Raw genomic sequence first — 24,884 nt, 5'->3', positions numbered from 1 at the left:
TGCTCTTAAACAATTAGCCATCCTTCAATTAGCAATTCGCTTTTGAACAATATGTTAGTCCCATTAACGCGCAAGAAATTTGAAGACTTGATTCCCCAGATTGCCACTGGCCCGCAGTATGCGTACTGCTGGGGCAAGTTCCCAGACTTTTTAAAGCGATTGCTAATTTCTGTAGTAGCTGTGGTGGTGGTTTTACTCGTCGGCAAGTTTTTGCTGGGCGAGGATCTGAGCGCGATCACCTTTTTTCTGGGAATCATTGCGGGTCTTTACTGGTTGTGGGCACCCGTCTATTGGGCGAGTCTCCGGAATGCTTCTTATCGCCGCTACGCCTACAGTGGATTCTGGCGGGGTGAAGTCGTAGATATCTTTGTTTCTGAAGAGTTGATTGGCGAAGAGCAAACCGTCAACAATCGCGGGCAACTAGTGATTGTTGAAAATCGAGAGCGTCGGTTGAACATCGAAGTTGGGGATGAAACCGGATTTACAACCCAGATGCAAGTACCGCTGCGCCGCATCCATAAAGCAGTTAAACCCGGTCAAGTTGCTGAGATGGTCGTGCTGTCCAATCAGAAAGACCTGGGTCGGATTGCCAAGGTGACAGACATTTATATTCCCAGTCAAAATCTCTGGGTGAGCGACTATCCTTATTTGCGGCGGGACTTTTTTGAGGATGTCAGCCGTCAGTTAGGAGACACTGACGATGTTTCCTATCCTGAAGACCGTACTCCTAAGCGTAGGCGATCGCGTCGCCCTTGAATCGAGAACCGGCTAATGGCTAATGCCCGCCTCCCTGCCCTTAGCCGACACCATTCGTATCCTGCCCATAAGCTTGCCATGCTAAGTCAACTAAACCATTGACAATCGCCGCTGCTACCACCGCACTACCTTTACGTCCATCAATTCGGATGTGAGAAACTAGCGAATCATTCAGCCGTTCCTTGGCAACATCCACATCCACAAATCCCGAAGGCGTGCCAATCACCAATGCTGGTCGAATTTCTTCTGCCTCAATTAGCTCGACCAGGGAAATGAGAGCCGTCTGAGCCTGACCTACCACAAAAATTCCTTCTGGATAGCGTCTAGCGAGGGTTTCAATTCCCCAGGCAGCGCGGCTTTTGTCTTTTTGGGGCCGCGTTAGGGCTTCCATACTGCAATACACCGGATTAGCAAAAGTACTTTGGATCGTGGGGCTAATGCCGACTTGCACCATTGGCACATCTACCACGATGGTACTACGGGCTGCCAAAGCAGCTGCGCCAGCTTGGAGTGCCCGCTCAGAAAAGCGAATTAAAGACCGATATTCAAAGTCAGCGGTTGCGTAAATGACTCGACGCACAATCTCAAATTCCGCTGGTGAGAAGATGTGGTCGCCAATTTCTCGGTCAATGATTGCCAAACTTTGGGCATCCGTTACGTGCCATTCCATAGCGATTCGCTTTCAGCTTTTAGCTATCAGCTTACCAGCTAGCAGTCCGAAATGATTTTTGAAAACCAAAAGAGTGTTATTAAACGACAAAGAAATAAAGGAAGAGAAAGAAGATAAAAAGATGTTATGAAATCTTCTTGCTGTATGCAGGTATGTTTAGCAATTCGTTAAAAAAATCTGACAAATCAAATAGGATTGCGATATCAGCTTTTTCTGGGCAAGAGGTGTGAGGGGATGCCTCTTGCCTCTTGCCCTCATTCTCTGGCAAAGCCTGGAAATATTCTAGCCGCTGACGGATTTTTTCAAGTTTCCGGAGCCGAAGACTGAACGATCATTGGTGATAGGTAAGCGACTAAAGCACCGATGAAAAAACCGGCGAAGTTGCGAAACAGGGGCAACCACTCCGAGGTGCGAGTGACAACGGGGCCGAGACCAAAAGCAATGAATAGAATTCCCCACAAGGGAGAGAATATTAAAGCCCACTGCCATGCAAAAATTTGTCCCTCTTTGCGGGGTACAGCGGCAAAGCCGCAGATAATTCCGCCCACAATGGAGGTAATTAGAGTGAGAATCCACTGTTCTCTGGGCAGTCCGGGTACAACCCGGCAACCGCCCTGACGCAGACAGGTTTGAATGGTTTCTAATGATTGAATGATGGCTTGGTCTTCGCCATTTTCGCGCACGAAGTAGAGATTGCCGAAGCGCGTTTGCAACTCAATCCAGAAGGTACGGGGCATGAGTTTATAAGCGTCATCGCCTACATTAAAATTGAGAATATTACCGCCGCGTTGGTCGGCAACCAGCAACACGCTTTTATTATCCAAGCTCCAATAATCTTTTAAGGCAAGACCAGGGGTGCGGTCGTATTGAGTTAATACCCGCAGCTTCCAACCTGTTTCTGCTTCAAAACTCTCTATGTTTTTGACCAATCCCTCTTCCTGAATATTTGTCAAGGCTTTGGCTAAGTCAATGATTGGGGTAGGAGTCTCCGGCAGTAAGTCGGGATTGTTATAGGCGTGAGCAACGGGAGCGATCGCCCAAATGGACAAAGCCAGGAAAAATGCGACTAAAGATGCCACAATTCGTTGTTTAGGAAGAGGCTTCATTGGCAGTTCGGTTTCTTTAAAAGCGAATGGGTTAGGTAAACTAATATTTCTTTACACTTGTTTACCATATTTTAATACAAGGAGTCTCTAGGGGTATCTATTCAGGAGGGGAGAGGGAAAAGGACTAAGGATAAGGACTGAGGGCTGAGGGAAAAGGGGAGAGGGAAGAGAAAAAAGGGGTGATTCCATGCCAGCTTTGATGTTGCATGGAATCACCCCTGACTCTTGTGCTGCTCTGGTGCGATGTCTACTGCGATGTCTACTGCACTAACTAAGTTTTCCGAAACCGGGTGGGGTCAAGCCGCATCAAACCCATAATCAGCGCTACTCCTACAACAGCGCCTCCTAAGTGAGCAAAATGGTCTACCCCGTCTTGAATCCCAGTTTGTTGAAATTCAAAGAACACTCGCTCAATCACAAACTGACCCAAAATCAGAACTTCCAAGACTTTGCGCCAATTCCAGCTCAACTTAATCAACACGCTGACCGCGAATAAGCCAAAGACGGCTCCCGAAGCCCCTAAAGAATAGATTGGCCCATGCTGGAAAAGCCAACTCATCAGACTAGCGCCCAGTCCGCAGATGATGTAGGAAGCGACCACCCCGAAGATCCCTTCCTCTTCCTCAACTAGGCGACCAAAGATATAAAGAAAAAATAGATTTCCCGACAAGTGCGCCCAGCTGGCATGACAAAACATCGCCGTGAAGAACTGATAAAAGGCTGGGCGGGCATGATTGAGATATAAACCTTGAAGATTGAGGCTGAGAATATGGTCAGCAATAAAGATAACTAGGTTGATCAAAATCAGGGCAAAAACACCGTTGTATTGGGTGTTTCGTCTGCGGTTTGATGAACGATCCTCTAGTAGCAAGTCAGTTGCAGAATCGGTCGGTTCTGAGTTTCCCTGATTCTTTCTCATAGCTGGTATTCTCAACGGCATCTGTATTAATAATCTTCTGAGTCTGACGACTCCCACCCCTGATAATTTTTATGAGAAGTGGAGGCATTTTCAGTGTCTTGATAAGAATCACCGTATCCACGAGGCTCAAAACCATTTCTTTGCCCTGGTGGCAAACGATCGATTGACCTACGCCCTCCCGTAGGACGCTTGAAAGTTTTCCAAGCAGCTTTCACACCGGCAAAGACGCTGCGGGTGCCAACTTGCACGTTTTGAGCCTGCTTCTTAGCACCGCTAATGCTTTGATCGACTTGTTTAACAACTTGACTGGCGCTCTTGACGCCTTCATTGACATCATCGGTCAAGTCACTAATTTCCAAACCCGTCAGGCGAATTGATTCTAGTGTGGGGGGCATTTCTCGGTTTAGCGTATCTGCTAACTTTTCTACGCTGCGAGCTGCCCGCGCTAATTCTTGTACCGCTGGCAGCAGCGATACTAAGACGGCAGCTAAGCTAACCGCCACCAGTAAAACCGACAATCCTAACCAAAATAAGGGTTCAGTCACTCTTGCGATCGCCTATCGTCTGTGGTTACAAGGGGGCGTGCATCAGCCTGGACTTCTTCCTCCGTGATTTGTTTGAGTGCTTCTTGTTCGCGTGCAGAGGCTTCAATTCCAGCAGTGATCGCCTGTTTTAATCTCAAAAGCGTTTCATCCCAGTTTCGCAGTGCTGATTCTGAGAGGCGGTCAGCTTGCAGTTGCACGCTGGTCGATAGGTCTTCGGCTAATTCTGGTAAGGCATCGGCAGATTTTTTTAACAGCCGCCGCGTGTCTCGACCTGTACGAGGGGCAACCAATAATCCGGTAATGGTTCCAAGAGCGCTGCCTAGCAGCAGACCACCAATAAATGATCCAGCACGGTTGTTTGACATTTTCTAGTCTCTATGTCTTAATTCCAATTTTAGGCAGTTTTCCTTAATCCGTCGTCGGTACAGGCAGCAATACGAGTACCTTTGGAAAAAGAAAATCGCCCTTATCTTAACAGCAGTGGTTTAGGTAGTTTCAACTTCTGCGCCAGAAGCGCTGCGTTATTCCTATGGACTTTGGCTTATTCCGCAGCCAGAGTTTTTGTCCCAAACCGAACAATGCCAAAATTTTTTGCACCCGTTGTAGTTGAGGATCGAGTTGCTGATATCGCTCTGTGAGCAAATTAGCCCCAAGCTGACCTTTAGAAAGAATCTTGGGGGCACCCCTTAGCACGTTATAAGTATTCCGCTCGGCCGCGAGTAAAATCTTTGTAATTTTTGCCAGACGCGATCGCAGTTTTCGGATTTTCCAGGCAACATACAACAGCATCAGCGAGAGCAGCACATTGAAACCCACAACAATTGTCACCATCTCTCATCCTGAAAGCACCTAGCCTCTTTAGTTTGACTCATCTACCGCTTTTTGAGCGTTCATTTCCTGCTTCATCAACCCCTCAGCTACCTTGCTAGTAGGGAGTGCTTAGGGTTGGATAATTTTCTGAGTTGAGGAGACTTGAAAGATCGTGAATTTATTAACCTCCCATTCCCGATCTAGGGGCGTATTTGCGCCATGCCCTTATGGAATCTGATAATACATACAAAAAGGATGGGCAAAATACCCATCCTCAGAAACCTTGTCTTACTGACTGATTGAGAAAGCTATTAACACACTACTCGCTCTGGGTCGGGAGAGCCGCAGTGGTTACAGGTAGGTTAATCGTTTGCCCATTCCGAAGCACCTCCATCTGTAAACTACTGCCCACCTGGCTCCTTTCTACTTGCTGTTGTACTGTGTCTGTGTCTGTGACCAATTGACCGTTGATTTTTTGGATAACATCTCCCGTGCGTAACCCTGCATTGGCAGCAGGGGAGTTTCTCATGACTCTGACGACAAGGATGCCGCGATCCGCATTGATATTCACGCGACTGTTGGAATCTTCATTGATTTGCTGTTTGACTTCAGGCGTGAGTTTCACCATCTGGATGCCCAGATAAGGATGTTGCACGTTGCCAGTCGTCGCCAGCTGATTGCCAATGCGTTGAGCGGTATTGATAGGAATCGCAAAGCCTAATCCTTGGGCACCCCGGATAATCGCTGTATTCATCCCAACCACTTCACCTTTGGCGTTCAGCAGTGGCCCGCCTGAGTTACCCGGATTAATCGCCGCATCTGTTTGGATAAAGTTTACCCGCTTATCGGGAACGCCAACTTGAGAGCTAGAGCGTCCGGTGGCACTAATAATCCCTGTTGTGACGGTATTATCTAGACCCAAGGGGTTACCGATAGCGATCGCCCATTCCCCAGGTCTCAGCCGATCTGAATCACCCAAACGCACCGTCGGCAGATTATCCGCCTGAATTTTAACGATGGCGACATCTGTTACCGGATCTGTACCCATCACCTTACCTGTAAAGGTGCGCCCATCCTTGAGAATGACGTTTACAGTGTCGGCACCAGCGACTACATGGGCATTGGTGAGAATTTGACCATCCGTATTGATAATAAAGCCCGATCCCGTACCCCGTTCCACTCGCTCTTGTGGGCCAGTCGGCAACTCAGCGCCAAAGAACCTGCGGAAGAGGGGGTCATTGAAAGCGTCAGGGAGTTGTTGTGTCACCGTGCGGGAAGAATTAATCCGCACCACTGCTGGTCCCACCTTGTCCACAACTTCTGTAACAAAGTTAGTGTCTGTGCTAAGTGGTAGTTGTGCCTGAGCAACCGCAACTCCTGGGGTTAGAGACACTTTAGAAGTAGACTCCTTGGAGGACAGCAGGGTATTTGACCCCAGATAGCCGCCTGAGAAGGTGACACCAGCTCCCAGCAGCACCAGCGATACATAGGTGGCTGCCTTTTGCCAGGGTTTAGGTGCCGAAGCGTCAAATCCTTTCTGGTTGGGTTGCCTGGAATTATAATCGCTATCTTGCTGTTTGCTTTTCATTGTTGACACCTGCGACAAGGAAGTTAAAATTCTGTACGCTTGGCTCTGGTGAAGACAGCTCTGTTATCCGCTGGTTTACCAAGTGCGTCCGCGTGAAAACGCTATGTAAATTTGCCTGTATAGATGCTTTGTTTAACATCTCTACATCTCTTAATTTAGACATCTCATGTGACGTGCTTGTGACGTTGATGTTGCACTCTAATGAAAATTCTTGGGGCTGGAGAGGAGATATCTACTTTTTGGAATACCTCTCAAAGGAGCAGCTTTGCCCCACTCGCCCGCATACGATCAAACGTAAGCGAGTGCCTAATTGTTCGGGCGTCCCAGAAGCGGCTGACTCATTCACCAAAATCACGGGTAATTCATGTGAAAAATATTACTAAGCGCCCACCGGGTTTAGTGGCAATCGTTATTTACAAAATCTTCAGTGCTTTACTGCTTGCGGTGATTGCGATCGCTTTAGGATTAACAGTCAAAGAACATCAGCTTTTGGTTGATTTTTCAGAATCTTGTGCTTTAGAAGGTAAATTAGACATTATTAAATGGACTTTGGACAAGATTTTAAATTTTAACCCTAAAACTTTGCAGTTTACCAGCATAGCTGTTGGACTCTACGCGATTTTAACTGCGATTGAGGGAATCGGTCTTTGGTATCAAAAAGGTTGGGCAAAAATATTAGTTTTGGTACTGGTAGGGATTAGTATTCCACCTGAAATTTTTGAGCTATTCCGCAGAATATCGCTACTAAAGCTAGCAGTTTTTTTGGTAAATTTAGCTGTGTTTTGGTATTTGTTGCGTCATTCACTCTCTACCCGCGATGATGGGCAATCGCAGTAAAAATTGAAACCCGGCTTGAGCAGACAGCGATCGCTAACTTTAAAATCCCAGATTGGATATTTTTGATTAAAAGTTACTTGACTTAATTTAGCTGACCCCTGTTCTGACAGCTTTAGGAAGCGTTTACATGGTAGCCAGCCTTTTTAGACCCTACTCAGAAATTGGACTGTTATGATGGACTGACAATCCAGCAGTTTATATTGGCTATTTTCTGACTCTATGAACCGTTTAAAAGCTGAAGTTGTCCCTAAACCAAAAATCCAAACGTACCTAATCCGCTTGATGTATGACTTATATACCCAGTATTACGATGGCAGCAGTTGGGAAATTTTTCAACAGGATTTGAGTAACAAAGATTATGTAATCCTGCTGTGGAATGAAGAGGAAAAACTTCAAGGTTTTTCCACACTGGCGATTCTTTCGTTTGAATTTGAAGGAAAGCCGAAACGTGCTATTTTCTCCGGCGATACGATTATCCATCATCAATATTGGGGAGAACAAACCCTGCCATTGGCGTGGTGTCGTCTGGCTGGGAAGATTAAAGGCGAAGCAATGGAGCAACCTTTATATTGGTTTCTAATTGTTAAGGGATACCGGACGTATCGCTACTTGTCGGTATTTGCCCAACGTTTTTATCCGACTTGGCGATATCCAACGCCAGTAAATTATCAGGCGTTGATGGATTACCTAGCTCAGACAAAATTTGGAGATGACTACGATCCTGCGAGTGGGTTAATTCGCTTTCCCTCGTCGCTAGGGCATTTGCGAGGAAGCTGGGCAGAGATTAAAGAAGGATTTCAGCATAAACCAGATGTGCGCTACTTTTTAGAACGGAATCCAGAATATTACAAAGGACATGAATTGGTGTGCTTGATGGAGTTGAGCGAGGAGAATATGCGATCGCACGCTCAACGCGGCTTCCTAGAAGGCTTGAGGGATGCGCGGAGTGAGGGATGAAGGGATACGCGATCGCTAGTTGAACCGACGCGCCAAGACGATATCTGCATCAGTTATGAGTTGGTGCAAAATCACAACGAATTGACTGATTTTACCTTTGAGAAAAAGTGGGAAATCGGCCAAAAATGGAAGCTGAATTTGACATAAGTATACATTAAAAAAAATAAGCCAAGATTAAACGAATTAATAGAATAAAAACTGGATTTTTTTAATTAGCTATACAAACTGAATTGCATTGTGGGCTGTTGCAAATATAATTAATGTAAGCCTCAGCTATCTACCAAAGGAGCAGTGCTTTTGATTATTCTTTTTTCTTTCACCCTTTTTGTTAGTGCTTTCCTCCTTTTCTGGGTACAATTGATGGTTGCCAAGATGATTCTGCCTTTATTAGGCGGATCTCCATCAGTATGGAACACTTGCCTATTCTTTTTCCAAGCAATTTTATTACTAGGTTATGGCTATTCCCACATCACAACGAGTTGGTTTGGGGTTCGCCACCAAGCTGTTATTCACACTATTTTTCTGCTATTACCAATAGCCTTTTTACCCGTTACTCCTGCTAAGAATTGGATTCCTCCTCATGATGCCAATCCTATCCCTTGGCTGTTATTTTTGCTGCTTTTTTGTGTCGGATTTCCCTTTTTTGTGGTTGCTACCAGTGCGCCTTTAGTGCAAAAGTGGTTTGCTGAGACAGGACACCCAGCGAGTTCCGATCCTTATTTCCTCTATACTGCGAGTAACCTGGGCAGTATGTTAGGGGTTCTCAGCTACCCCATCTTAATTGAACCAAATTTTTCGCTGACACACCAAAGTTGGCTATGGACAATCGGTTACGGATTATTGGTTTTGCTCACTCTAGGATGTGCAGTATGCCTATGGCGATCGCCTGAAAAATTCAACAGTTTACAAGCGGGTAACGCCGGGTTTATTCAAAATGCTTCTGGGGACGCCAATGTAGGCAACAAATCCGCGCTTACAGAAGAAACTCCCACGATTCGACAGAAAGCACAATGGGTATTACTATCATTTTTACCCTCTAGTTTACTTCTAGGAGTTACCACTTATCTAACGACAGACATTGCAGCAATTCCGCTTTTGTGGGCAATTCCTTTAGCGATTTATCTATTAACATTTATTTTAACTTTTGCCCGTAAACCACTTTTGCCTCATAAAGTTTTAGTGGCAATTTTACCTTTATGGTTGACTATACTAATAATTTTATTTTTAATTCAGGTGATGCAGCCAATATGGGTATTATTTCCCTTACATTTGGCAGGATTTTTTGTGGCGGCTTGTGTTTTTCATGGAAAATTAGCTCGAAGTCGTCCCAGTACGCAGTATCTCACTAATTTTTATCTGTGGATTTCTGTCGGGGGTGTCCTCGGCGGATTATTTAATGCAATCGCGGCTCCGCTTTTATTTCAATCTGTCCTGGAGTATCCTCTGATTATGGTACTTTGTCTCCTCCTTATGCAAACTTCTAAGGAGGCAGACGATCCCCTATCTAACCTACAGCGACGTTTAACTTTTCCCATCAGTTTAGGTCTTTTAATCGGCACTTTGCTGGTTGGTTTTACTGGCAAGAATTTTACGAATAACCTGATAGGCGACCTTATCGGTTTTAGCATCCTAGCTGGCATTTTTTACGCCTTCAATCTACATCCAATCCGGTTTGGTTTAGGCTTAGTTTTGGTTGTTTTAATTAGCCAGTTTTCGATAGGAACTCTCGGTGGTATTCTCGATACCGAACGCAGCTTTTTTGGCGTCTATCGGGTTTTAGATGATAGGCGCGGCAGCTATCATAGTCTTTTGCATGGAACGATCCTGCATGGGAAACAAAGTCTCGACCCAAAACGGCACAATGAACCTTTAACTTATTTTTATCCTACTGGTCCCATTGGGCAATTATTTAGCTCTTTGAATCAAACAAAACCTCCAAAAAATGTTGCGGTGCTAGGGTTGGGAATTGGGACGCTAGCTGCGTACTCAGAATTGGGGCAACAATGGACTTTTTATGAAATCGATCCGACTATTGAAAGGTTAGCTCGTGACACTCGTTACTTCACCTTTTTACAGAATTCAAAAGCGCCATTATCTGTAGTTTTAGGGGATGCTCGGTTGCGATTTACTGAAGTTCCAGATAATCGCTATGACCTGATTTTCATGGATGCTTTCAGCTCGGATTCAGTCCCCATCCACCTAATAACGAAGGAAGCCATTCAGCTTTACTTGAGTAAGTTAGCTAAAGAAGGGTTAATTGTCATTAACATTTCTAATCGATTCCTGAATCTTGAGCCGGTTTTGGGCGCTTTAGCTCAGGATTTAGGATTGTCTACACTGAGGCAGAGAGAAGCAGATATTTCTGAATCTGAGCGGGAAATCGGGAAATCTCCTTCTCACTGGGTGCTATTTGCTCGTAATCAAAAAGATTTGGGCAATCTCGTCAGTGACTCGCGCTGGCAACCCATTCCGGAAACAAAATCAGCGCCTCTGTGGACAGATGATTTTTCTAATATCTTCCGAGTATTACGTGCCTTTGCAGCTAGAAAAGCCGGGTGAATGACAGATGCGATGCGATCGCACGCCGTATACAATCTACCGTAGCTGCCGTAATACTTTGATTTGTGAGGTGTTGAGTGTGGATGAGTTGGCAAAAGCATCGAGATAAGGAGGCTGATTCAAATAAATTGATTGAGGCGCTGTCTCGGTAGCCATTCTCTTGGCTTTTTCTTTAATTGATTTGAGTACCAGACGAACGACCCATGAAGAGAGTTGTGGATTTTCATCTATTTCGGTCATCAGAGCATCTAAATCGTTAACAATCGCCATCATTGGGTAGTTCAGGTCTTTTTGCATGACTTTCGCTCTTTATTTTCAATATTTGCTCGATTTACGCCTAAATCGCTCAGATTGAGCGATCAGCGTGTTCTTGTTGCGGTACTTACTTAAAATAAGAAACTTTTGCATAGCCCACAATCGTTGTTGTGTCACTCTCTTAGCCGACTTTCTACCCTGATGCTATTTCTGTGTTCTTTTTTAGCCGATGTAGTTGGCTACTCCTTGCTGTATCAACACTTGCGGCTTGGGGAAAAACGAGCGATCGCGCTTTGAAGTCCAAACAACTACTGCCTCTAGCAGTAGACAATTCTTCAACCGGCACACACAATCAAATTGAAATTTTTTTTCCTGAAGTAGAAGATGGGAATCAATCGAAGTGACAATGCCATGTTAAATCCGCCTGATTCCCCGCCATTAAGCGCAACCCTACCCTGATAGAGCCTGCGGCTCCAGCTTTCCTTGCCAAGAGCAGGTAGGGATTAGGGTGAGGTTCTGGCATTGCCCACCCCTACTTAACTCAGATGTGAATAAAAAAGGGGGGACTTTTCAGCCCACCCTACAAGAGACTATTTCCTAGCTATTAGCCCAACAGAGCCTTCGCCTTCGCGACTACGTTATCAACATTGAAGCCGAACTTCTCTAGAGCAACTGGCCCTGGAGCAGAAACGCCAAAGCGGTCAATGCTAATCATCGCGCCTTCATTTCCGAGGTAACGGCACCAGCCGAAACTAGAAGCGGCTTCTACAGCTAGGCGCTTAGTGACAGCCTTGGGTAATACAGATTCCCGGTAAGCTTCATCCTGCTCGTCGAACAACTCCCAGCTGGGCAGGGAAACGACACGGACTTTCTTCCCTTCACCGCGCAACTGGTCTGCTGCCTTGGCGCAAAGTTGCAGTTCGCTTCCGTTGCCAATCAAGATAATCTCAGGCGTGCCATCGCTATCGGAAAGGATGTAACCACCCTTAGTGGTGCCTTCAATCGAAGTGCCAGCCAAGTTGGGCTGTGCTAAACGAGACAGCGCCAGAAGGGTCGGACGATGCTGGTTAGCTGCCTCAATCGCCACTTTATAACAACCAGAGGTTTCGTTTCCATCAGCAGGACGCATTACCGTTAGCTGGGGAATAGCCCGCAGGGAGGCAATCGTTTCCACAGGTTGGTGAGTAGGGCCATCTTCACCTAACTGGATTGAGTCGTGGGTCATTACCCAGATCACGCCCGCATGAGAGAGCGCTGAGAGACGAATCGCTGCCCGCATATAGTCAGCAAAGACTAAGAAGGTTGCCCCATAGGGAATCAAACCTGTGCCGTGCAGAGCAATGCCATTACAAATCGCTCCCATACCGTGTTCGCGGACGCCAAAGCGCAGGTTGCGATTTTCGTAGTGACCTTTGAGGAAGTCCCCAGAACTCTTGATTAAGGTCATGCAGGAACCAGCCAAGTCAGCTGAACCACCCAAGAGTTCGGGTAAAATTCCAGCTAGAGAATTCAAGCATTTTCCAGAGTGATTGCGGGTAGCATCTGCTTTGTCTTCTGGGGTGTAGGTGGGGAGAACTTTGTCCCAACCTTCTGGCAGTTTGTTGCTAATTAGCCGTTCTAATTCAGCCGCTTCCTCTTCATATTTGGCTTTGTAATTTTCCCAGTTTTTATTCCACTCTTCCTCATACTTAGCACCGCGCTCGATTGCCTTGCGCCAATGGTTGAGGGCATCTTCTGGAACTTCAAAAGGCTCGTATTCCCAACCCAGATGCTCGCGAGTTGCTTTCACTTCATCCCCACCCAAGGCAGAACCATGTACGCCGTGGGTGTTGGCTTTATTGGGAGAACCGTAACCAATGGTAGTGGCAACTTTAATTAATGAAGGCTTATCAGTAACAGCTTTAGCGGCTTCAATTGCTTTGTGAATTGCCTCTAGGTCGGTGTTGCCGTCTTCTACGGTTAGGACGTGCCAGCCGTAGGCTTCATAGCGCTTGCCGACATCTTCGGTGAACGATAAATCGGTGTGACCGTCGATGGTGATTTTGTTGTCATCGTACAGGGCAATCAGTTTGCCCAGCCCCAGGTGTCCGGCTAGGGAACAAGCTTCGGCAGAGACGCCTTCTTGGTTGCAACCATCACCCAAAATTACATAAGTGTAGTGGTCTACGATCGTATGATCGGGCTTGTTAAATTTAGCTGCTAGATGAGCTTCAGCCATTGCTAAGCCTACAGCGTTAGAAATTCCTTGACCGAGGGGACCTGTAGTGACTTCTACGCCTCGAGTCATGAAGTTTTCCGGGTGACCGGGAGTTTTCGATTCCCACTGCCGGAACTGCTTGAGGTCTTCAATCGTTAAATCTTCGTAACCAGTTAAATACAGTAAGGCGTACTGTAACATGGAGCCGTGACCGGCAGAGAGGACGAAGCGATCGCGATTGAACCATTTGGGATTTTTTGGGTTATACCGCATAAAGCGGTCCCAAAGCACAAATGCCATTGGAGCCGCGCCCATCGGTAGCCCTGGATGCCCTGATTTTGCCTTCTCTACGGCGTCAATCGCCAGAAAGCGGACGGAGTTAATACAAAGTTCTTCGAGTGATTGGGTTGCAACGGCCATAATCTCTTCTACTTAACGACGGTTTAGCACGCTAATTGGCTGAGCGGGAAGTTGAATGCTCTGGATCGCCCTAAGCACCCATTAACCGATCATCCCATTAGCCGGATGGATGGGCAAGTCGTGGGCAGTATTAAGGGATCGCCATTCCATCGAAATAGGTGGTCTTGCTTACCCCATGTCGATTCGGAATGGGAGATCCCATACTTTGTGAGAAACAGGATAAATTATAAAGGGTGAAGGATTAAATTTTTTTCCCCTCACCCGACCCGCTGATATTTTTATCGCCCCTATCTGTACTTTTTAAATGCGAGTGTCACGTTGTGACCGCCAAACCCGAAAGAGTTCGACAGCGCCACCTCGACGGTTTGAGAGCGACTTTTATTGGGTACATAATCCAGGTCACAACCCGGATCGGGGTTTTCCAGGTTGATCGTGGGAGGAATCTGGTCTTGGGCGATCGCCATCACCGTAGCAACTGCTTCAATCCCGCCAGAACCCCCTAGCAGGTGCCCCGTCATCGATTTGGTGGAGCTAACCGCCACTTTGTAGGCAACACTCTCACCTAAAGCCTTTTTGATCGCTGCTGTCTCAGTCACATCGTTGGCTGGTGTGCTGGTTCCATGAGCATTGACGTAGCTAACTCGATCGGGAGCCAATCCTGCATCTTTCAAAGCTAGCTGCATGGCTCTACTAGCTCCTTCACCACCTGGAACGGGTGCAGTCATATGGTAGGCATCACAAGTCATGCCGTAGCCAACAATTTCTGCATAAATCCGAGCGCCACGGCTCAAGGCGTGTTCCAGTTCTTCCAACACTAAAATGCCAGCGCCTTCACCCATGACAAAGCCATCGCGATCGCGATCGAAAGGACGACAAGCATGAGCCGAGTCGTCATTGCGCGTCGAAAGTGCCCGTGCTGAAGAAAATCCAGCCAACGATAAAGGTGTCACGGCGGCTTCGCTGCCACCACAAATCATCGCTTGGGCATATCCCCCTTGAATCAGGCGAAAGGCATCTCCCACCGCGTTAGAGCCAGAGGCACAGGCTGTCACTGGGCAAGAGTTTGGCCCTTTGGCACCCGTGTGGATTGCCGTTAAACCCGCTGCCATGTTGGCAATCATCATGGGAATCATAAACGGGCTACAGCGGTCGGGACCACGACTCAAGTAGATTTCTTGCTGGTCTTCCAACACTTTAAGACCGCCCACCCCGCTGCCAATGATGACGCCGACTTGTTCTGCGTTCAGCTCATTAATGACAAATTGAGAGTCTGCGATCGCCTGCTTGCTCGCAGCTACCGCAAATTGAGCAAAGCGATCCATCCGCTTTGCTTCCTTACGCTCCAGGTATGTGTGGGGGTCAAATCCCTTGACTTCACCAGCGATGCGACAATCATGCCGGGAAGGATCGAACAATGTAATCGGACCAATGCCATTTGTGCCGCTCAACAACCCTGACCAATAATCTGTCAAAGTGTTGCCTATCGGTGTAATCGCGCCGAGACCTGTTACAACAACGCGCTTCCGTTCAAAATTTGTCATTATGCCAGTAATAGATGGGTTTTGCACCCAAAACGCAAAACAGTAATAGGACCGAGGAAAGAAGACTTAGAACTAAGTATCTATTGTTATTTTCAACTTAGGACTTCCCTGTGGGCGAGTTTTGCACCGAGTTTTAATTAGTTTTAATTAACGCGCCCGAAGAAAATTCTTCTTTACCCGCCCCTACAGCATTCAGCACGATTATTTATGCCGAAGCCGCCACTTTGCCACTGATGTAGTCCACAACGGCTTGAACGGTGGCAATTTGCTCAGCTGCCTCGTCTGGAATTTCGATATCAAACTCTTCTTCCAATGCCATTACGAGTTCAACCGTATCGAGGGAATCCGCTCCCAGATCGTTAGCAAAGTTAGCTTGTGGCGTGACTTCGTCGGGTGCAACCTCCAGTTGTTCCGCCACAATCTTCTTGACTCTTGCAAAAATTTCCTCTTGGCTCATATTGATCCTCTACCCATTCCCTCAAGCTATGTTCTTAGGGTTATACGGTTCTAAGCATCTCTTCATCTTATCTGAAAGAGGGGACAACAAAAGCGATAGATAGTCGCTTCTCCAAGTGGCACTCTTCTATTGAAACTTAAACGAATGTCACCAGTTGCCCCCAGTATGGGATGGACAAGCGATGATAGGGGTAAAGGGAGTGCTGAGAACTGTTAGCGTAGAGGCGTGAAAGTGCGGACTGAGGGAAAAAAAGAAAAAAGTAATTTTTTGCTCCTCCTGATTCCTGACATTCCTCTGCTCAGTCCGAGCTAACGCCCCGCTACGCTAACAGTCCTGAAATTCTCAGTCCTTCTGAATTGCCTTTGGTCTTTCGTCAAAATATGGCATCCCCGACTCTTAAATATGCTTACTTTCCCGGCTGCGTTGCTCAAGGCGCTTGCCGGGAGCTTTACCAGTCTACAGCAGCCCTCACCCAAGCCCTGGGCATCGAACTGATTGAGCTAAAAAAAGCTGCTTGTTGTGGTTCTGGTACCTACAAAGAAGATTCTCAACTGCTAGAAGATACGGTAAACGCTCGCAATATTGCTCTAGCAGAAGAACTGAATCTGCCGTTGTTAACCCATTGCAGTACCTGCCAGGGCGTAATTGGTCATGTGGATGAGCGTTTGAAGGACTCCCAACAATCAAACCCGGCTTATATAGAACAGGTGAATGGCTTACTGAAGAAAGAAGGCTGTTCTCCTTATCAAGGCAATACAGAAGTCAAACATCTGCTTTGGGCATTAGTCGCCGATTATGGACTAGAGGAGTTGCAAAATCGAGTTAGCCGCAAACTAGCTGGCTTGAAGTGTGCGGCATTTTATGGCTGCTATTTGCTCCGCGCCCAAACTCATATCCCCTATGACGACCCTCTCCAACCCGAATCGATGGAAAATGTGTTTCGGGCAGTAGGGGCGACGCCAGTTTACTACCGAGGACGCACCCAGTGTTGTGGATGGCCTCTTTCCAGCTATGCCACCACGCAATCTTTCAAGATGGCTGGGTCGCACATTCAAGAAGCCCTCGATGCGGGTGCTGATTGTATGGTGACGCCTTGTCCCCTATGCCATCTAAATCTCGACTCTCGTCAACCGGAGGTTGAAAAAACGATCGGGCATAAGTTAGGTTTGCCAGTGCTGCATTTACCCCAGTTAATTTCTCTGGCGCTGGGGATTAGCCCGAAGCAGCTCGGTTTGGATAGACACATTGTCTCAACTCATCCGGTGTTGGAAAAATTGGGCTTTTAGAGGGTAGGGTGGGCTACTTTAGTCCTAGCATCGCTGTCGTCTAAGTTTAGAAAATTCACCACTTTGATTGTTTCCTAGAAACTGTCTCGGCGGCTTGGCAGCGCGAGGCAGTTTCTACAAAATCTGACAAATTTGATGTGACATGACAAAGGCTTTCAGGTTAAAAGAATGTTAGGCGTCGGCATAAGTTTATAATTCCGATTAGGGATTGAAATAAGCGATGGATTTTGAACCAGAAGTTACTGCAACCTCAATGCCCGAAGCAACTGAATTTGCTGAACCACCAGAGCGAAGCGCCTTCGGAGCTGCGACGCTAACACCTTTGGAGTTTCTGCGAGACACCGAAGGGTTGCTGCGACGCAAAACCTTAGCAACTCTGTCGCCGGTGTTGCCGCCGCCAGTGGCAATCAGTTTGCAAGATGCTTCCGAGGTGGCTGATGAATCTCTCAACCAACTGGCAGAGATTGACTTGGATGAAATCAGCGATGAGGAATTGAAACCAGCTCGTATTCTAATTGGTTTGACTTTTTCGGGATTTGGGGCGCTTTTTCTGGTTTTGTTGCTGCTTTATCTGTATCTCTTGCATCCAGAACTTAGCCCTGTTGAGCAGGTGCGGGAATATTGGTATCAGTATATTTGGTTTGTCTGTTTGGGCGTTGCCGGAATGATGATGCTAGGTCGAGAGGCAATGCGTCCAAAAGATTAAAAATTAAATTCCTTAATTCTTAATTATCAGGGTTCTGAAAGTAACCATTGTGGCTAAACCAAATATTCAAAAAGTAACCGCTATAGCTAAAGCAAATATTAAACTTATCCAAGTAGCTTAGCTCAATATTACAAGCTTCTCAACTCCCGGAAGCCTTGTCTTTGATTGCCCAACGCTGGGGCTATGTTAACGTTCGGTAGCGCGTTTTCACCATTTGCACTACAGCGGCTTGAACTCTAGCGAGTTACAAAATGATAGGCTAAAATCCTTGCTGAGTCTGAGTTTGGTGTATTCGCACGAGAAAGAAGCGCGATCGATTGGAGCCTATCAAAGCCCCGAATTACCATTAGAACTATCGAAGTATTGAGAATCTCAGAAGGAACTGGTTTAACATTACTTAGCTTAGGATTGAGTAAGTTAAGGTTTCATAGTTTATCATCACTGAATCCAATCCTTGCAGAATTATTTGCTGGTTCTGCACCAGATGGATGAATTTAAAATGACATAGAAAGAATTTTTTTTTATCTTTATATGTTTCTTGAGCAATATGGATATTTTGATTGTTGAGGATGAACCGGAAATTGCTAAACTCATCCAAATAACTTTAGAAAAAGAGGGGTTTTCCTGTCATCTGAGTCGCGATGGTCTGAGAGCGCTACAAGTTTTTCAGGAGCAACAACCAGATTTAATCATTCTCGACTTGATGTTACCGGGTTTGGATGGGCTGGAAGTGTGTGCCAGAATACGGCAGAAACCGGGAGCCAAAGATCCCTATATTTTGATGCTAACGGCTAGAGGGGAAGAAATTGACCGGGTAATCGGTCTTTCTACGGGTGCGGATGATTACCTTGTCAAGCCGTTCAGCCCTAGAGAACTGGTTGCCAGAGTTCGGGCGTTACTGCGGCGTAGCCTGCGTCAGGGCGGACAACATCAGGTTTATCGCACTCAGCATTTCACGGTTGATGTAGAGCAGCACTCTGCCTCTCGTCAACTGAGTCCCCATCCTTGGGAAGCACTTGATTTGACTACCTTAGAATTTAATCTCTTAACAACGTTTATCAGTCATCCCAGTCGCGTCTGGAACCGAACGCAACTCATTGAGAAGCTTTGGGGGAACGATTTTTTTGGCGATGAACGGGTGGTGGATACTCATGTGGCTCGGTTGCGGAAAAAAATTGAACCAGACCCAGCGAATCCTACCTTTATTAAGACAGTAGTTGGTGTGGGCTATAAGTTTGAAGATTCACCTCTATAAAATGCCCCGGAATAAAATGGGACTGCGATCGCGCTTGTTTCTTTCCCATCTCTTAGTAATGATGGTAGGAGTGGGTAGTCTACTCGTTATCAGTAAACTGTCTTCTCCCCGCTTCTTTATCGTCCAACTCGAACAAATCGAGGTCAGCGGCATACAGGTACGCTATGCTCGCAGGCAGCTGGTGAGAGGGTTTGAAACAGCCTGGAGTCGCAGCACGTTCTTGTCATTTATCGCGGGTGCTACAGCTGCTGGTGGCTTGAGTTACTGGGTATCTCGCCGAATTACCCAGCCTTTGACCCAGATGGAACAAATTACCCGCAAGTTTGCTGCTGGGCATCTAGATGAGCGACTACCAAAAAGTGAAATTCCCGAACTCAACCGCCTGGGTTCTAGTTTTAACCGCATGGCGTCTAGTCTTGAAGGTGTGGAACAGCGGCGGCGAGAACTGATTAGCGACCTGACCCATGAACTCCGAACGCCCCTAACTGTAATTCGCGGATACCTGGAGGAGATGGCTGATAGCAGGATTGAACCATCGCCAGAGATTTACCAGCGCTTGGTGAGGGAAACAATCCGGCTAGAACGGTTAGTCAACGATTTGCAGGAACTCTCTAAGGCAGAGGCAGGGTATTTACCAATTAATCTCCAGCCAGTTAATCTACGACCTTTATTAGAGTCCCTGTTGGAAAAATTTTCTGACCAGGTGCTGGAAGATGGCCCGGTGCTGCGCTTAGATTGTCCGCCCCAGATGCCCCCGGTCTTAGCTGATATTGACCGTGTGGAGCAGGTTCTGGTCAATTTGTTGGGAAATGCGCTGCTATATACCAGTGCTGGTTCGATTACGGTCAAAGCTTGGACTGAGCCAAAACGCCTCTGGATTGCGGTAGTAGATACGGGTCAAGGAATTGCACCAGAAGATTTGCCCCATATCTTTGAGCGATTTTGGCGGGCTGAACAGTCTCGAAGCCAAAATTCTAGAGGAACCGGTATCGGTTTAGCGATTTCCTCCCGGTTGCTCGAATTGCAAGGCGGTCAGATTGAAGTAGAAAGTGAACTGGGAAAGGGTAGTACGTTTCGTTTTTTCTTACCTTTAGCTTAACGGTTGTACTTGAGCTAATGGCTGTACGGGGCTTTTGTTGAAGCGCTCAATTTTTATAGATTTCCGGACTAACGCACTGTTGCTTGTTGCGCTTTCTATTTCCTACGGTTGGAGGGAACGTGTGTAATCTCCGAATTGCTTGCGTAAATGGCAAAGCAAGCGTTGATAAGTAATAGAGCGACCTAGCAAAGCAAAAATTAACTTTAGCAACAACCTTGATGGTTCGTTACTAGATCCTTGAATTATAAATTTTCGACATAACTTGCTCCTGTTGTTGGCATAACAGGCTTTGCCTCTGAGAAGGGGAGAAAATGCCTTATTGCTAAGTTTTGTTAAGCAATAAAAATTCTCGATCTCTGGTATGGGAATGCTCAATAGAGAGAGATAAAGGACTCCGGATAAACTTATGATCTGTATAGAAGTGATTTACCTGTTGATAGCTGCTACTTTGTTTACCCTCTGGCTAGAATTGTTTAAGCGCGATCGCAGTTGGAATACGGAAGAAAGATTTTCCTCTTTTATCACTTTGACGGTCGCAACAGTTTTCTGGCCTGTGGTTCTTCCCATCGCTTACATAGAAGTCTTAAAAACTAAACAGAAATTATAATATTGCGCTGTCGTAACAAGTGCGAGTGAAATTTGCCTAAATCCACTTGCGCGGGTTTCAAAAGTTCGCGTAAATTAATCGGGCTTGCCAAAACCAAGTGGTTTTGGCAAGCCCGATTGCGTGGATATTAGAGTTAAGCCAACTCTAACCAAGAGGCGCTGCTTTCACGCGCTCTTGGAGAGCCACTAATCCCGGATTTCCAGATTGTACTACTGGCAGAGGGATTTTATTTTGTCTGTTAAGCGCGATCGCACGCTCTCCGGCAATATCACTACGCAATCCGGTACGTACTGCATAGACCTCTCGAATAAACCAGAAAGAGCAGAACAAAGCCAATCCAGCAGAAAAGCGGGTTGCCGTGAATCTAAATTCCTTAATTTATCGCTATATAGCTATTTATTATTAATCAGGATTTATGTAGACTCTACATAATCCCGATAAGAATGTAGCAGTGACAATCAGCTAAAATTTGTGCTGAATCTATGTTTTAGAAAATGCCAGGACGGAGATTTGAACTCCGGACACGAGGATTTTCAGTCCTCTGCTCTACCAACTGAGCTATCCCGGCGCACTTTTTTTGGTGCTTTATTAAATTAACAAAGTTAGACAGTGTTGACAAGCCCCTAGTGGCAGATTCGGTAATATTTTTGTTTTTTGTCAGAGATCGCAGTTCCAGCAAGGGCGATCGCTATCTCTGTATCGCTATCTCTATGACGATTCCTGAAAAGGACGGATATCTGAATATCTGTTCAGATGTTATAGTAAGTGAAGAGTTGACTAGGACAAAGTGATGACTACCGTAACTTCGATGAAATGTGCCTGTGAATCTTGCCTGTGCGTTGTTTCCATCAGCGAAGCGGTGGAAAAAGGTGGTAAATACTACTGCGGCGAAGCTTGTGCCAATGGTCACGAATCTGGACAAGGCTGCTCCCATCACGGCTGTAACTGCGGCTAACTGAAGGTTGAAAGCTTACAAGAGTTGAAGGTTGAAGGTTTACAGCAGTGGAAAGTTCTCATAAACTGGCTAACCTTCAACCGGCTAATCCACAACCCGCTAACCTTACTTGTCTCAGCTAGTTTGCAGATTCAGCTTTGCCCAGCCAAGAACGGCTAGAAACAGCAAAAACTGGACGAGAACAATACTAGGGCCAGAAGCAAAGTTAAAAAGACCGGATACAATCATTCCAGCAACGCTACTCATCGCTCCCAAGAAAACGGAGAGCCAGAGAAAGTAGATAAATTGGTGACTCAACAACTTGGCAGTAGAAGCGGGAATCACTAGAAAGGCATTTACGAGTAAGATGCCTACGGCTTTGATAGAAACGGCAACTGCCAGGGACAGCAGTACAACAAATAAGTAGCGATAGAGCTGAACTGGAACACCCTGAACCTTTGCTACATCGGGGTTAAGCGTCAATAAGATTTGCTCTCGCAGCGTTGACAGTAAGAAGATACCGCTGCCCACAAGCAATAGAAAAACCAGCACCAAGTCGGTGTTATTAATTGCGAGAATATCCCCAAATAGAGCGCCTAAGAGGTTGCCTCGGTATCCCTGGATAAAACTGCTGAGGATGACGCCAATTGCCAAGGCACCGGATAGCACAATGCTGAGGATGTTGTCGCTGGCGAGATTGGTTTGATCAATCAAGTAGAGAACCGCTAGACCAAAAATTACCGTAAAGGGTAGTAGCATCCAGGTGGGATTTAGCTGCAATAAGACTCCCATCACCAGCCCGACTAAAGCCGCGTGACCAACGGCGTGGCTGAAAAAAGACAATTGGCGCAAAGTGACAAAACTGCCAAGAAATCCGCCGAGAAGTCCCATCAGGACGCCACCTGCGATCGCTCGTTGCATGAAGGGAAACTGCAACAAGGTGATTAAGTTAGCGCTATCCGCGATCGCTAGCCAGTGAAAATGAAATGAGATCGACCAATCTAGGAGAGTCATGAGCTTTCCATCCACGTCAGCGAATCAGTTACGATAAGAGTATCTACCTATAGCTTGAGAAATGTCAGTGCAACTTTCATCTGATGAAGCTGTAAATAGCGACCTTCAGAAGACAGAAACTTTAAATTGTAATCCGCCACATCCGGTTGACATAGATAACGTTCACCAATTGCAAAGTCAGATTCTCAGCACCGAGAAGTCCCAGCGAATGGCGGAGTTCTTTAGTCTCTTAGGAGACGCCAATCGCCTGCGGATTCTATCAGTTTTGGCACTCAAAGAACTGTGTGTGTGTGACTTGGCAGGAGCGCTGGCAATGAGCGAATCAGCGGTTTCCCATCAGTTGAGAGCCTTACGTGCCCTGCGACTGGTTAGCTACCGCAAGCGTGGGCGCAAGGTCTTCTATAGCCTTCAAGATAATCACGTTTTAGACCTCTATCGCTCTGTTGCAGAACATTTGGATGAAGCCAATTAAATATTAAAAACTCCTAGCATTTTGATTCTTTTTAGTGGTGATGATGATAGCGACTGAAACTTGGGCCATAAGTGGCTAGCAGGTTTTGAGGGGAAAGGGCAATTTCCGGGGTGCCAGTGCAGACTACCGTTTGATTGAGGCAGAGAACGCGATCGCAGTGGTGACTTACCATGTCAATATCGTGGGAAACTTGCAACACCGTCCAATTTTGCTCGCGTTTGAGTTCATTGAGCAAAGCATAAAAATCTGCTGCACCTTGCACATCCACACCGGCAAACGCTTCATCCAGGACTAGAAGTTGACGAGGCATGACTAGACAATAAGCCAACAAAACACGCTTGAGTTGCCCACCACTCAGAGTACCGATAGATTGACGGCGCAGGTGATAAGCGTCTACCCGTTTCAAGGCAAATGCGATCGCTTCTGATTTCTTTTCATCTTTCCGCCAGAATGACAAAAAGTTTTGAGCCGTGAGTTTTCCTGACTCCTGATTTTTCTTCGCCCATCCCAACCCCACCATTTCGGCGACAGAAATTGGAAAACTCCGGTCAAAGATAAAATTTTGCGGCATATAGCCTAACCAGTGACACCAATGCCCCAAACGTTCAACTGGACGGTCAAAAATTTCTACTTTTCCGGCACTTCGCGGAATTAATCCCAGAATTGCTTGCACCAGCGTACTTTTACCCGCACCATTCGGGCCAACTACTGCTGTATCAGTTCCGGGTAGCAATTCAAAAGAGACATCCCGAAGCGCCAGATAGCTGCCTAGATATACAGTTAAGCCGTCAACTTTCAGAATTGGCGATGGGATAGGGGCGTCGGAATTTCTCACGTCTACTTGCAGGCAGCTTCCAGGGTTTGCAGATTTTGCTTCATCGCGGTGAAATAATGCTCCGGAGTCAGGGGGCCGTTTTCCAGAGGATCGATGGTTCTCAGGGTTAATTTCAAGTCAGTGGAGAGACTTTCAAGCAATTTATTGTCAGTTCCTGGTTCGCCAAGTAGGGCTTTAACATTGTACTTTTTCACTGCCCCAACCGCCTTTTGAATGTCAGCAGGCGAAAGGTTATCTTCGGGAATCTGAACCACTGCAACTTGCTGAAGCTGGTAGCGCTGAGCAATGTAAGGATAGGCATCGTGGAAAGTGACATAAGTACAACCGCGATAGGGTTGCAGACGCTGCTGAAATTCTTTGTCTAGCGCCTCCAGTTGCTGAATGTAGGCGGTGGCGTTTGCTTGATAAGTCGCTTTGTTCTCAGGATTGGCTGCAATTAAACCATCCCGAATATTCTCTACTTGCTGTTTTGCTCGGACTGGATCGAGCCAAACGTGAGGATTACCTTCTGCATGGTCGTGTTCTTCTGTCTTTGCACCGGCTTCTCCCTCGTGGTTGTGGTCTTCGTGGCTAGCTGCTTGACCATTCACCACGGGTGAGGCGTCTTCTAAGGCGTTAATGCTTTTACTACTATCAATTTCTTTAATCTGAGCGTTTCCAGAATTTTTGATAGTTTCTTGAAGAAATTCTTCCAAGCCGAAGCCATTTTTTACCAGCACATCTGCTTGGGCGATCGCTTGCACGTTTGCGGGTGTCGCTTGATACTCATGCACTTCCGATCCGGGTGGCACTAAAATTTCTACCTGCGCTTTGTCACCCGCAACTGCCTTGGTAAACCAATACATCGGCAAGAATGTTGCCACCACCCGTGGAGACTTCGGATTCTGCGCTGCTACTGGCGACTGCGGTGAAGCACTCTGCTGTGGGGATGGGACAGAAGTATTTGATGAGGTGCACCCAGCAGCAGCGAACACTGGCAGGAGCAATAAAGACAGGGCAAATTTGCGCGGATAATGTCGGATTCTAGGGCGCGTCACGGTTTATCTCCTGATTGACGGT

General features: G+C 46.6%; 27 protein-coding genes, 1 tRNA gene and 1 pseudogene. 12 read left to right on the top strand and 17 right to left on the bottom strand.

The window, feature by feature from the left end:
- Positions 1–51: 51 nt before the first annotated feature.
- Complete coding sequence (locus NDA06_RS07615) at positions 52–756, top strand: phosphate ABC transporter permease (protein ID WP_190985210.1); 705 nt, start codon at positions 52–54, stop codon at positions 754–756.
- A 40-nt stretch (positions 757–796) separates the two neighbouring features.
- On the opposite strand, the gene NDA06_RS07610 is transcribed toward NDA06_RS07615, so the two are convergent.
- From NDA06_RS07610 to NDA06_RS07580, 7 genes are all read right to left on the bottom strand, one after another.
- Entirely contained in the window at positions 797–1,426 is a 630-nt protein-coding gene (locus NDA06_RS07610; protein ID WP_190413018.1) for a precorrin-8X methylmutase, read from the bottom strand.
- Between the two features lie 302 nt (positions 1,427–1,728).
- Positions 1,729–2,532, bottom strand: a complete 804-nt coding sequence (locus tag NDA06_RS07605) for a TPM domain-containing protein (protein WP_190413017.1) — start codon at positions 2,530–2,532, stop codon at positions 1,729–1,731.
- Positions 2,533–2,803: 271 nt separating this feature from the next.
- Positions 2,804–3,451, bottom strand: a complete 648-nt coding sequence (locus NDA06_RS07600; protein WP_190413016.1) for a rhomboid family intramembrane serine protease — start codon at positions 3,449–3,451, stop codon at positions 2,804–2,806.
- Positions 3,452–3,477: 26 nt separating this feature from the next.
- Complete coding sequence (locus NDA06_RS07595; protein ID WP_190688183.1) at positions 3,478–3,996, bottom strand: DUF948 domain-containing protein; 519 nt, start codon at positions 3,994–3,996, stop codon at positions 3,478–3,480.
- Entirely contained in the window at positions 3,993–4,361 is a 369-nt protein-coding gene (locus NDA06_RS07590) for a YtxH domain-containing protein (RefSeq protein ID WP_190688185.1), read from the bottom strand. Before NDA06_RS07590 ends, NDA06_RS07595 begins: the two co-directional genes overlap by 4 nt.
- Before the next feature lie 130 nt (positions 4,362–4,491).
- On the bottom strand, positions 4,492–4,827 hold the full coding sequence (locus NDA06_RS07585; protein ID WP_190985209.1) for a hypothetical protein: 336 nt from the start codon (positions 4,825–4,827) through the stop codon (positions 4,492–4,494).
- A 298-nt stretch (positions 4,828–5,125) separates the two neighbouring features.
- Positions 5,126–6,394 (bottom strand): HhoA/HhoB/HtrA family serine endopeptidase, encoded by a 1,269-nt coding sequence (locus NDA06_RS07580; RefSeq protein ID WP_190413012.1) that lies wholly within the window; start codon positions 6,392–6,394, stop codon positions 5,126–5,128.
- A 375-nt stretch (positions 6,395–6,769) separates the two neighbouring features.
- Here NDA06_RS07580 and NDA06_RS07575 point away from each other — a divergent pair, with 375 nt between their 5' ends.
- From NDA06_RS07575 to NDA06_RS07565, 3 genes are all read left to right on the top strand, one after another.
- Positions 6,770–7,231, top strand: coding sequence for a DUF2127 domain-containing protein (locus NDA06_RS07575; RefSeq protein WP_347275882.1), 462 nt, complete (start codon positions 6,770–6,772; stop codon positions 7,229–7,231).
- A gap of 219 nt (positions 7,232–7,450) precedes the next feature.
- Positions 7,451–8,188 (top strand): hypothetical protein, encoded by a 738-nt coding sequence (locus tag NDA06_RS07570; protein WP_190429733.1) that lies wholly within the window; start codon positions 7,451–7,453, stop codon positions 8,186–8,188.
- A gap of 360 nt (positions 8,189–8,548) precedes the next feature.
- Positions 8,549–10,747, top strand: a complete 2,199-nt coding sequence (locus tag NDA06_RS07565) for a fused MFS/spermidine synthase (RefSeq protein WP_242037659.1) — start codon at positions 8,549–8,551, stop codon at positions 10,745–10,747.
- Between the two features lie 36 nt (positions 10,748–10,783).
- Here the strand turns inward: NDA06_RS07565 and NDA06_RS07560 are convergent, their stop codons facing one another.
- Complete coding sequence (locus NDA06_RS07560; protein ID WP_190413006.1) at positions 10,784–11,044, bottom strand: hypothetical protein; 261 nt, start codon at positions 11,042–11,044, stop codon at positions 10,784–10,786.
- A gap of 105 nt (positions 11,045–11,149) precedes the next feature.
- Between NDA06_RS07560 and NDA06_RS07555 the strand changes: the two genes are divergently transcribed.
- On the top strand, positions 11,150–11,299 hold the full coding sequence (locus NDA06_RS07555; RefSeq protein ID WP_190413005.1) for a hypothetical protein: 150 nt from the start codon (positions 11,150–11,152) through the stop codon (positions 11,297–11,299).
- 94 nt (positions 11,300–11,393) lie between these two features.
- Here NDA06_RS07555 and NDA06_RS07550 read toward each other — a convergent pair whose 3' ends face one another.
- The 4 genes from NDA06_RS07550 to acpP form a co-directional block, all read right to left on the bottom strand.
- On the bottom strand, positions 11,394–11,525 hold the full coding sequence (locus NDA06_RS07550) for a hypothetical protein (protein WP_277877581.1): 132 nt from the start codon (positions 11,523–11,525) through the stop codon (positions 11,394–11,396).
- Between the two features lie 81 nt (positions 11,526–11,606).
- Complete coding sequence (tkt, locus tag NDA06_RS07545; protein ID WP_190413004.1) at positions 11,607–13,619, bottom strand: transketolase; 2,013 nt, start codon at positions 13,617–13,619, stop codon at positions 11,607–11,609.
- 287 nt (positions 13,620–13,906) lie between these two features.
- Entirely contained in the window at positions 13,907–15,160 is a 1,254-nt protein-coding gene (fabF, locus tag NDA06_RS07540; protein WP_190413003.1) for a beta-ketoacyl-ACP synthase II, read from the bottom strand.
- A gap of 205 nt (positions 15,161–15,365) precedes the next feature.
- Positions 15,366–15,617, bottom strand: coding sequence for an acyl carrier protein (gene acpP / locus NDA06_RS07535; protein ID WP_190413002.1), 252 nt, complete (start codon positions 15,615–15,617; stop codon positions 15,366–15,368).
- 380 nt (positions 15,618–15,997) lie between these two features.
- Between acpP and NDA06_RS07530 the strand changes: the two genes are divergently transcribed.
- From NDA06_RS07530 to NDA06_RS07510, 5 genes are all read left to right on the top strand, one after another.
- Positions 15,998–16,903: a CoB--CoM heterodisulfide reductase iron-sulfur subunit B family protein gene (locus tag NDA06_RS07530; protein ID WP_190413001.1), complete on the top strand. Its 906-nt coding sequence runs from the start codon at positions 15,998–16,000 to the stop codon at positions 16,901–16,903.
- Positions 16,904–17,123: 220 nt separating this feature from the next.
- Entirely contained in the window at positions 17,124–17,609 is a 486-nt protein-coding gene (locus NDA06_RS07525) for a hypothetical protein (RefSeq protein WP_190413000.1), read from the top strand.
- Between the two features lie 547 nt (positions 17,610–18,156).
- Positions 18,157–18,864 (top strand): response regulator transcription factor, encoded by a 708-nt coding sequence (locus NDA06_RS07520; RefSeq protein WP_190412999.1) that lies wholly within the window; start codon positions 18,157–18,159, stop codon positions 18,862–18,864.
- Position 18,865: 1 nt separating this feature from the next.
- Entirely contained in the window at positions 18,866–19,963 is a 1,098-nt protein-coding gene (locus tag NDA06_RS07515) for a HAMP domain-containing sensor histidine kinase (RefSeq protein WP_190530070.1), read from the top strand.
- 406 nt (positions 19,964–20,369) lie between these two features.
- Positions 20,370–20,570: a hypothetical protein gene (locus tag NDA06_RS07510; RefSeq protein ID WP_190412997.1), complete on the top strand. Its 201-nt coding sequence runs from the start codon at positions 20,370–20,372 to the stop codon at positions 20,568–20,570.
- A gap of 209 nt (positions 20,571–20,779) precedes the next feature.
- Here NDA06_RS07510 and NDA06_RS07505 read toward each other — a convergent pair.
- Both NDA06_RS07505 and NDA06_RS07500 read right to left on the bottom strand, forming a co-directional pair.
- Positions 20,780–20,888 (bottom strand): annotated as a pseudogene (locus NDA06_RS07505) (WYL domain-containing protein); the annotation flags it as partial.
- A gap of 177 nt (positions 20,889–21,065) precedes the next feature.
- Positions 21,066–21,138 (bottom strand) — tRNA-Phe (locus NDA06_RS07500).
- A 222-nt stretch (positions 21,139–21,360) separates the two neighbouring features.
- Between NDA06_RS07500 and NDA06_RS07495 the strand changes: the two genes are divergently transcribed.
- The gene (locus NDA06_RS07495; protein ID WP_190413885.1) at positions 21,361–21,525 is read left to right on the top strand and encodes a metallothionein; all 165 of its coding nucleotides are present in this window, start codon (positions 21,361–21,363) and stop codon (positions 21,523–21,525) included.
- 114 nt (positions 21,526–21,639) lie between these two features.
- Here the strand turns inward: NDA06_RS07495 and NDA06_RS07490 are convergent, their stop codons facing one another.
- A complete protein-coding gene (locus tag NDA06_RS07490; protein WP_190413887.1) occupies positions 21,640–22,518 on the bottom strand; it encodes a metal ABC transporter permease in 879 nt (292 codons plus the stop codon).
- A gap of 61 nt (positions 22,519–22,579) precedes the next feature.
- Between NDA06_RS07490 and NDA06_RS07485 the strand changes: the two genes are divergently transcribed.
- Positions 22,580–22,990: a metalloregulator ArsR/SmtB family transcription factor gene (locus NDA06_RS07485; RefSeq protein WP_190413889.1), complete on the top strand. Its 411-nt coding sequence runs from the start codon at positions 22,580–22,582 to the stop codon at positions 22,988–22,990.
- Between the two features lie 31 nt (positions 22,991–23,021).
- Here the strand turns inward: NDA06_RS07485 and NDA06_RS07480 are convergent, their stop codons facing one another.
- Both NDA06_RS07480 and NDA06_RS07475 read right to left on the bottom strand, forming a co-directional pair.
- Positions 23,022–23,804, bottom strand: a complete 783-nt coding sequence (locus NDA06_RS07480; RefSeq protein ID WP_190438714.1) for an ATP-binding cassette domain-containing protein — start codon at positions 23,802–23,804, stop codon at positions 23,022–23,024.
- Between the two features lie 23 nt (positions 23,805–23,827).
- The gene (locus NDA06_RS07475; RefSeq protein ID WP_190985207.1) at positions 23,828–24,862 is read right to left on the bottom strand and encodes a zinc ABC transporter substrate-binding protein; all 1,035 of its coding nucleotides are present in this window, start codon (positions 24,860–24,862) and stop codon (positions 23,828–23,830) included.
- Positions 24,863–24,884: the final 22 nt, after the last annotated feature.

Origin of the sequence: Trichocoleus sp. ST-U1, assembly GCF_039961835.1 — a bacterium.
Lineage (GTDB): Bacteria > Cyanobacteriota > Cyanobacteriia > Cyanobacteriales > FACHB-T130 > FACHB-T130.
Note: the sequence above shows the minus strand (reverse complement) of the source record. Positions and strands in the feature narration are given on the sequence as shown.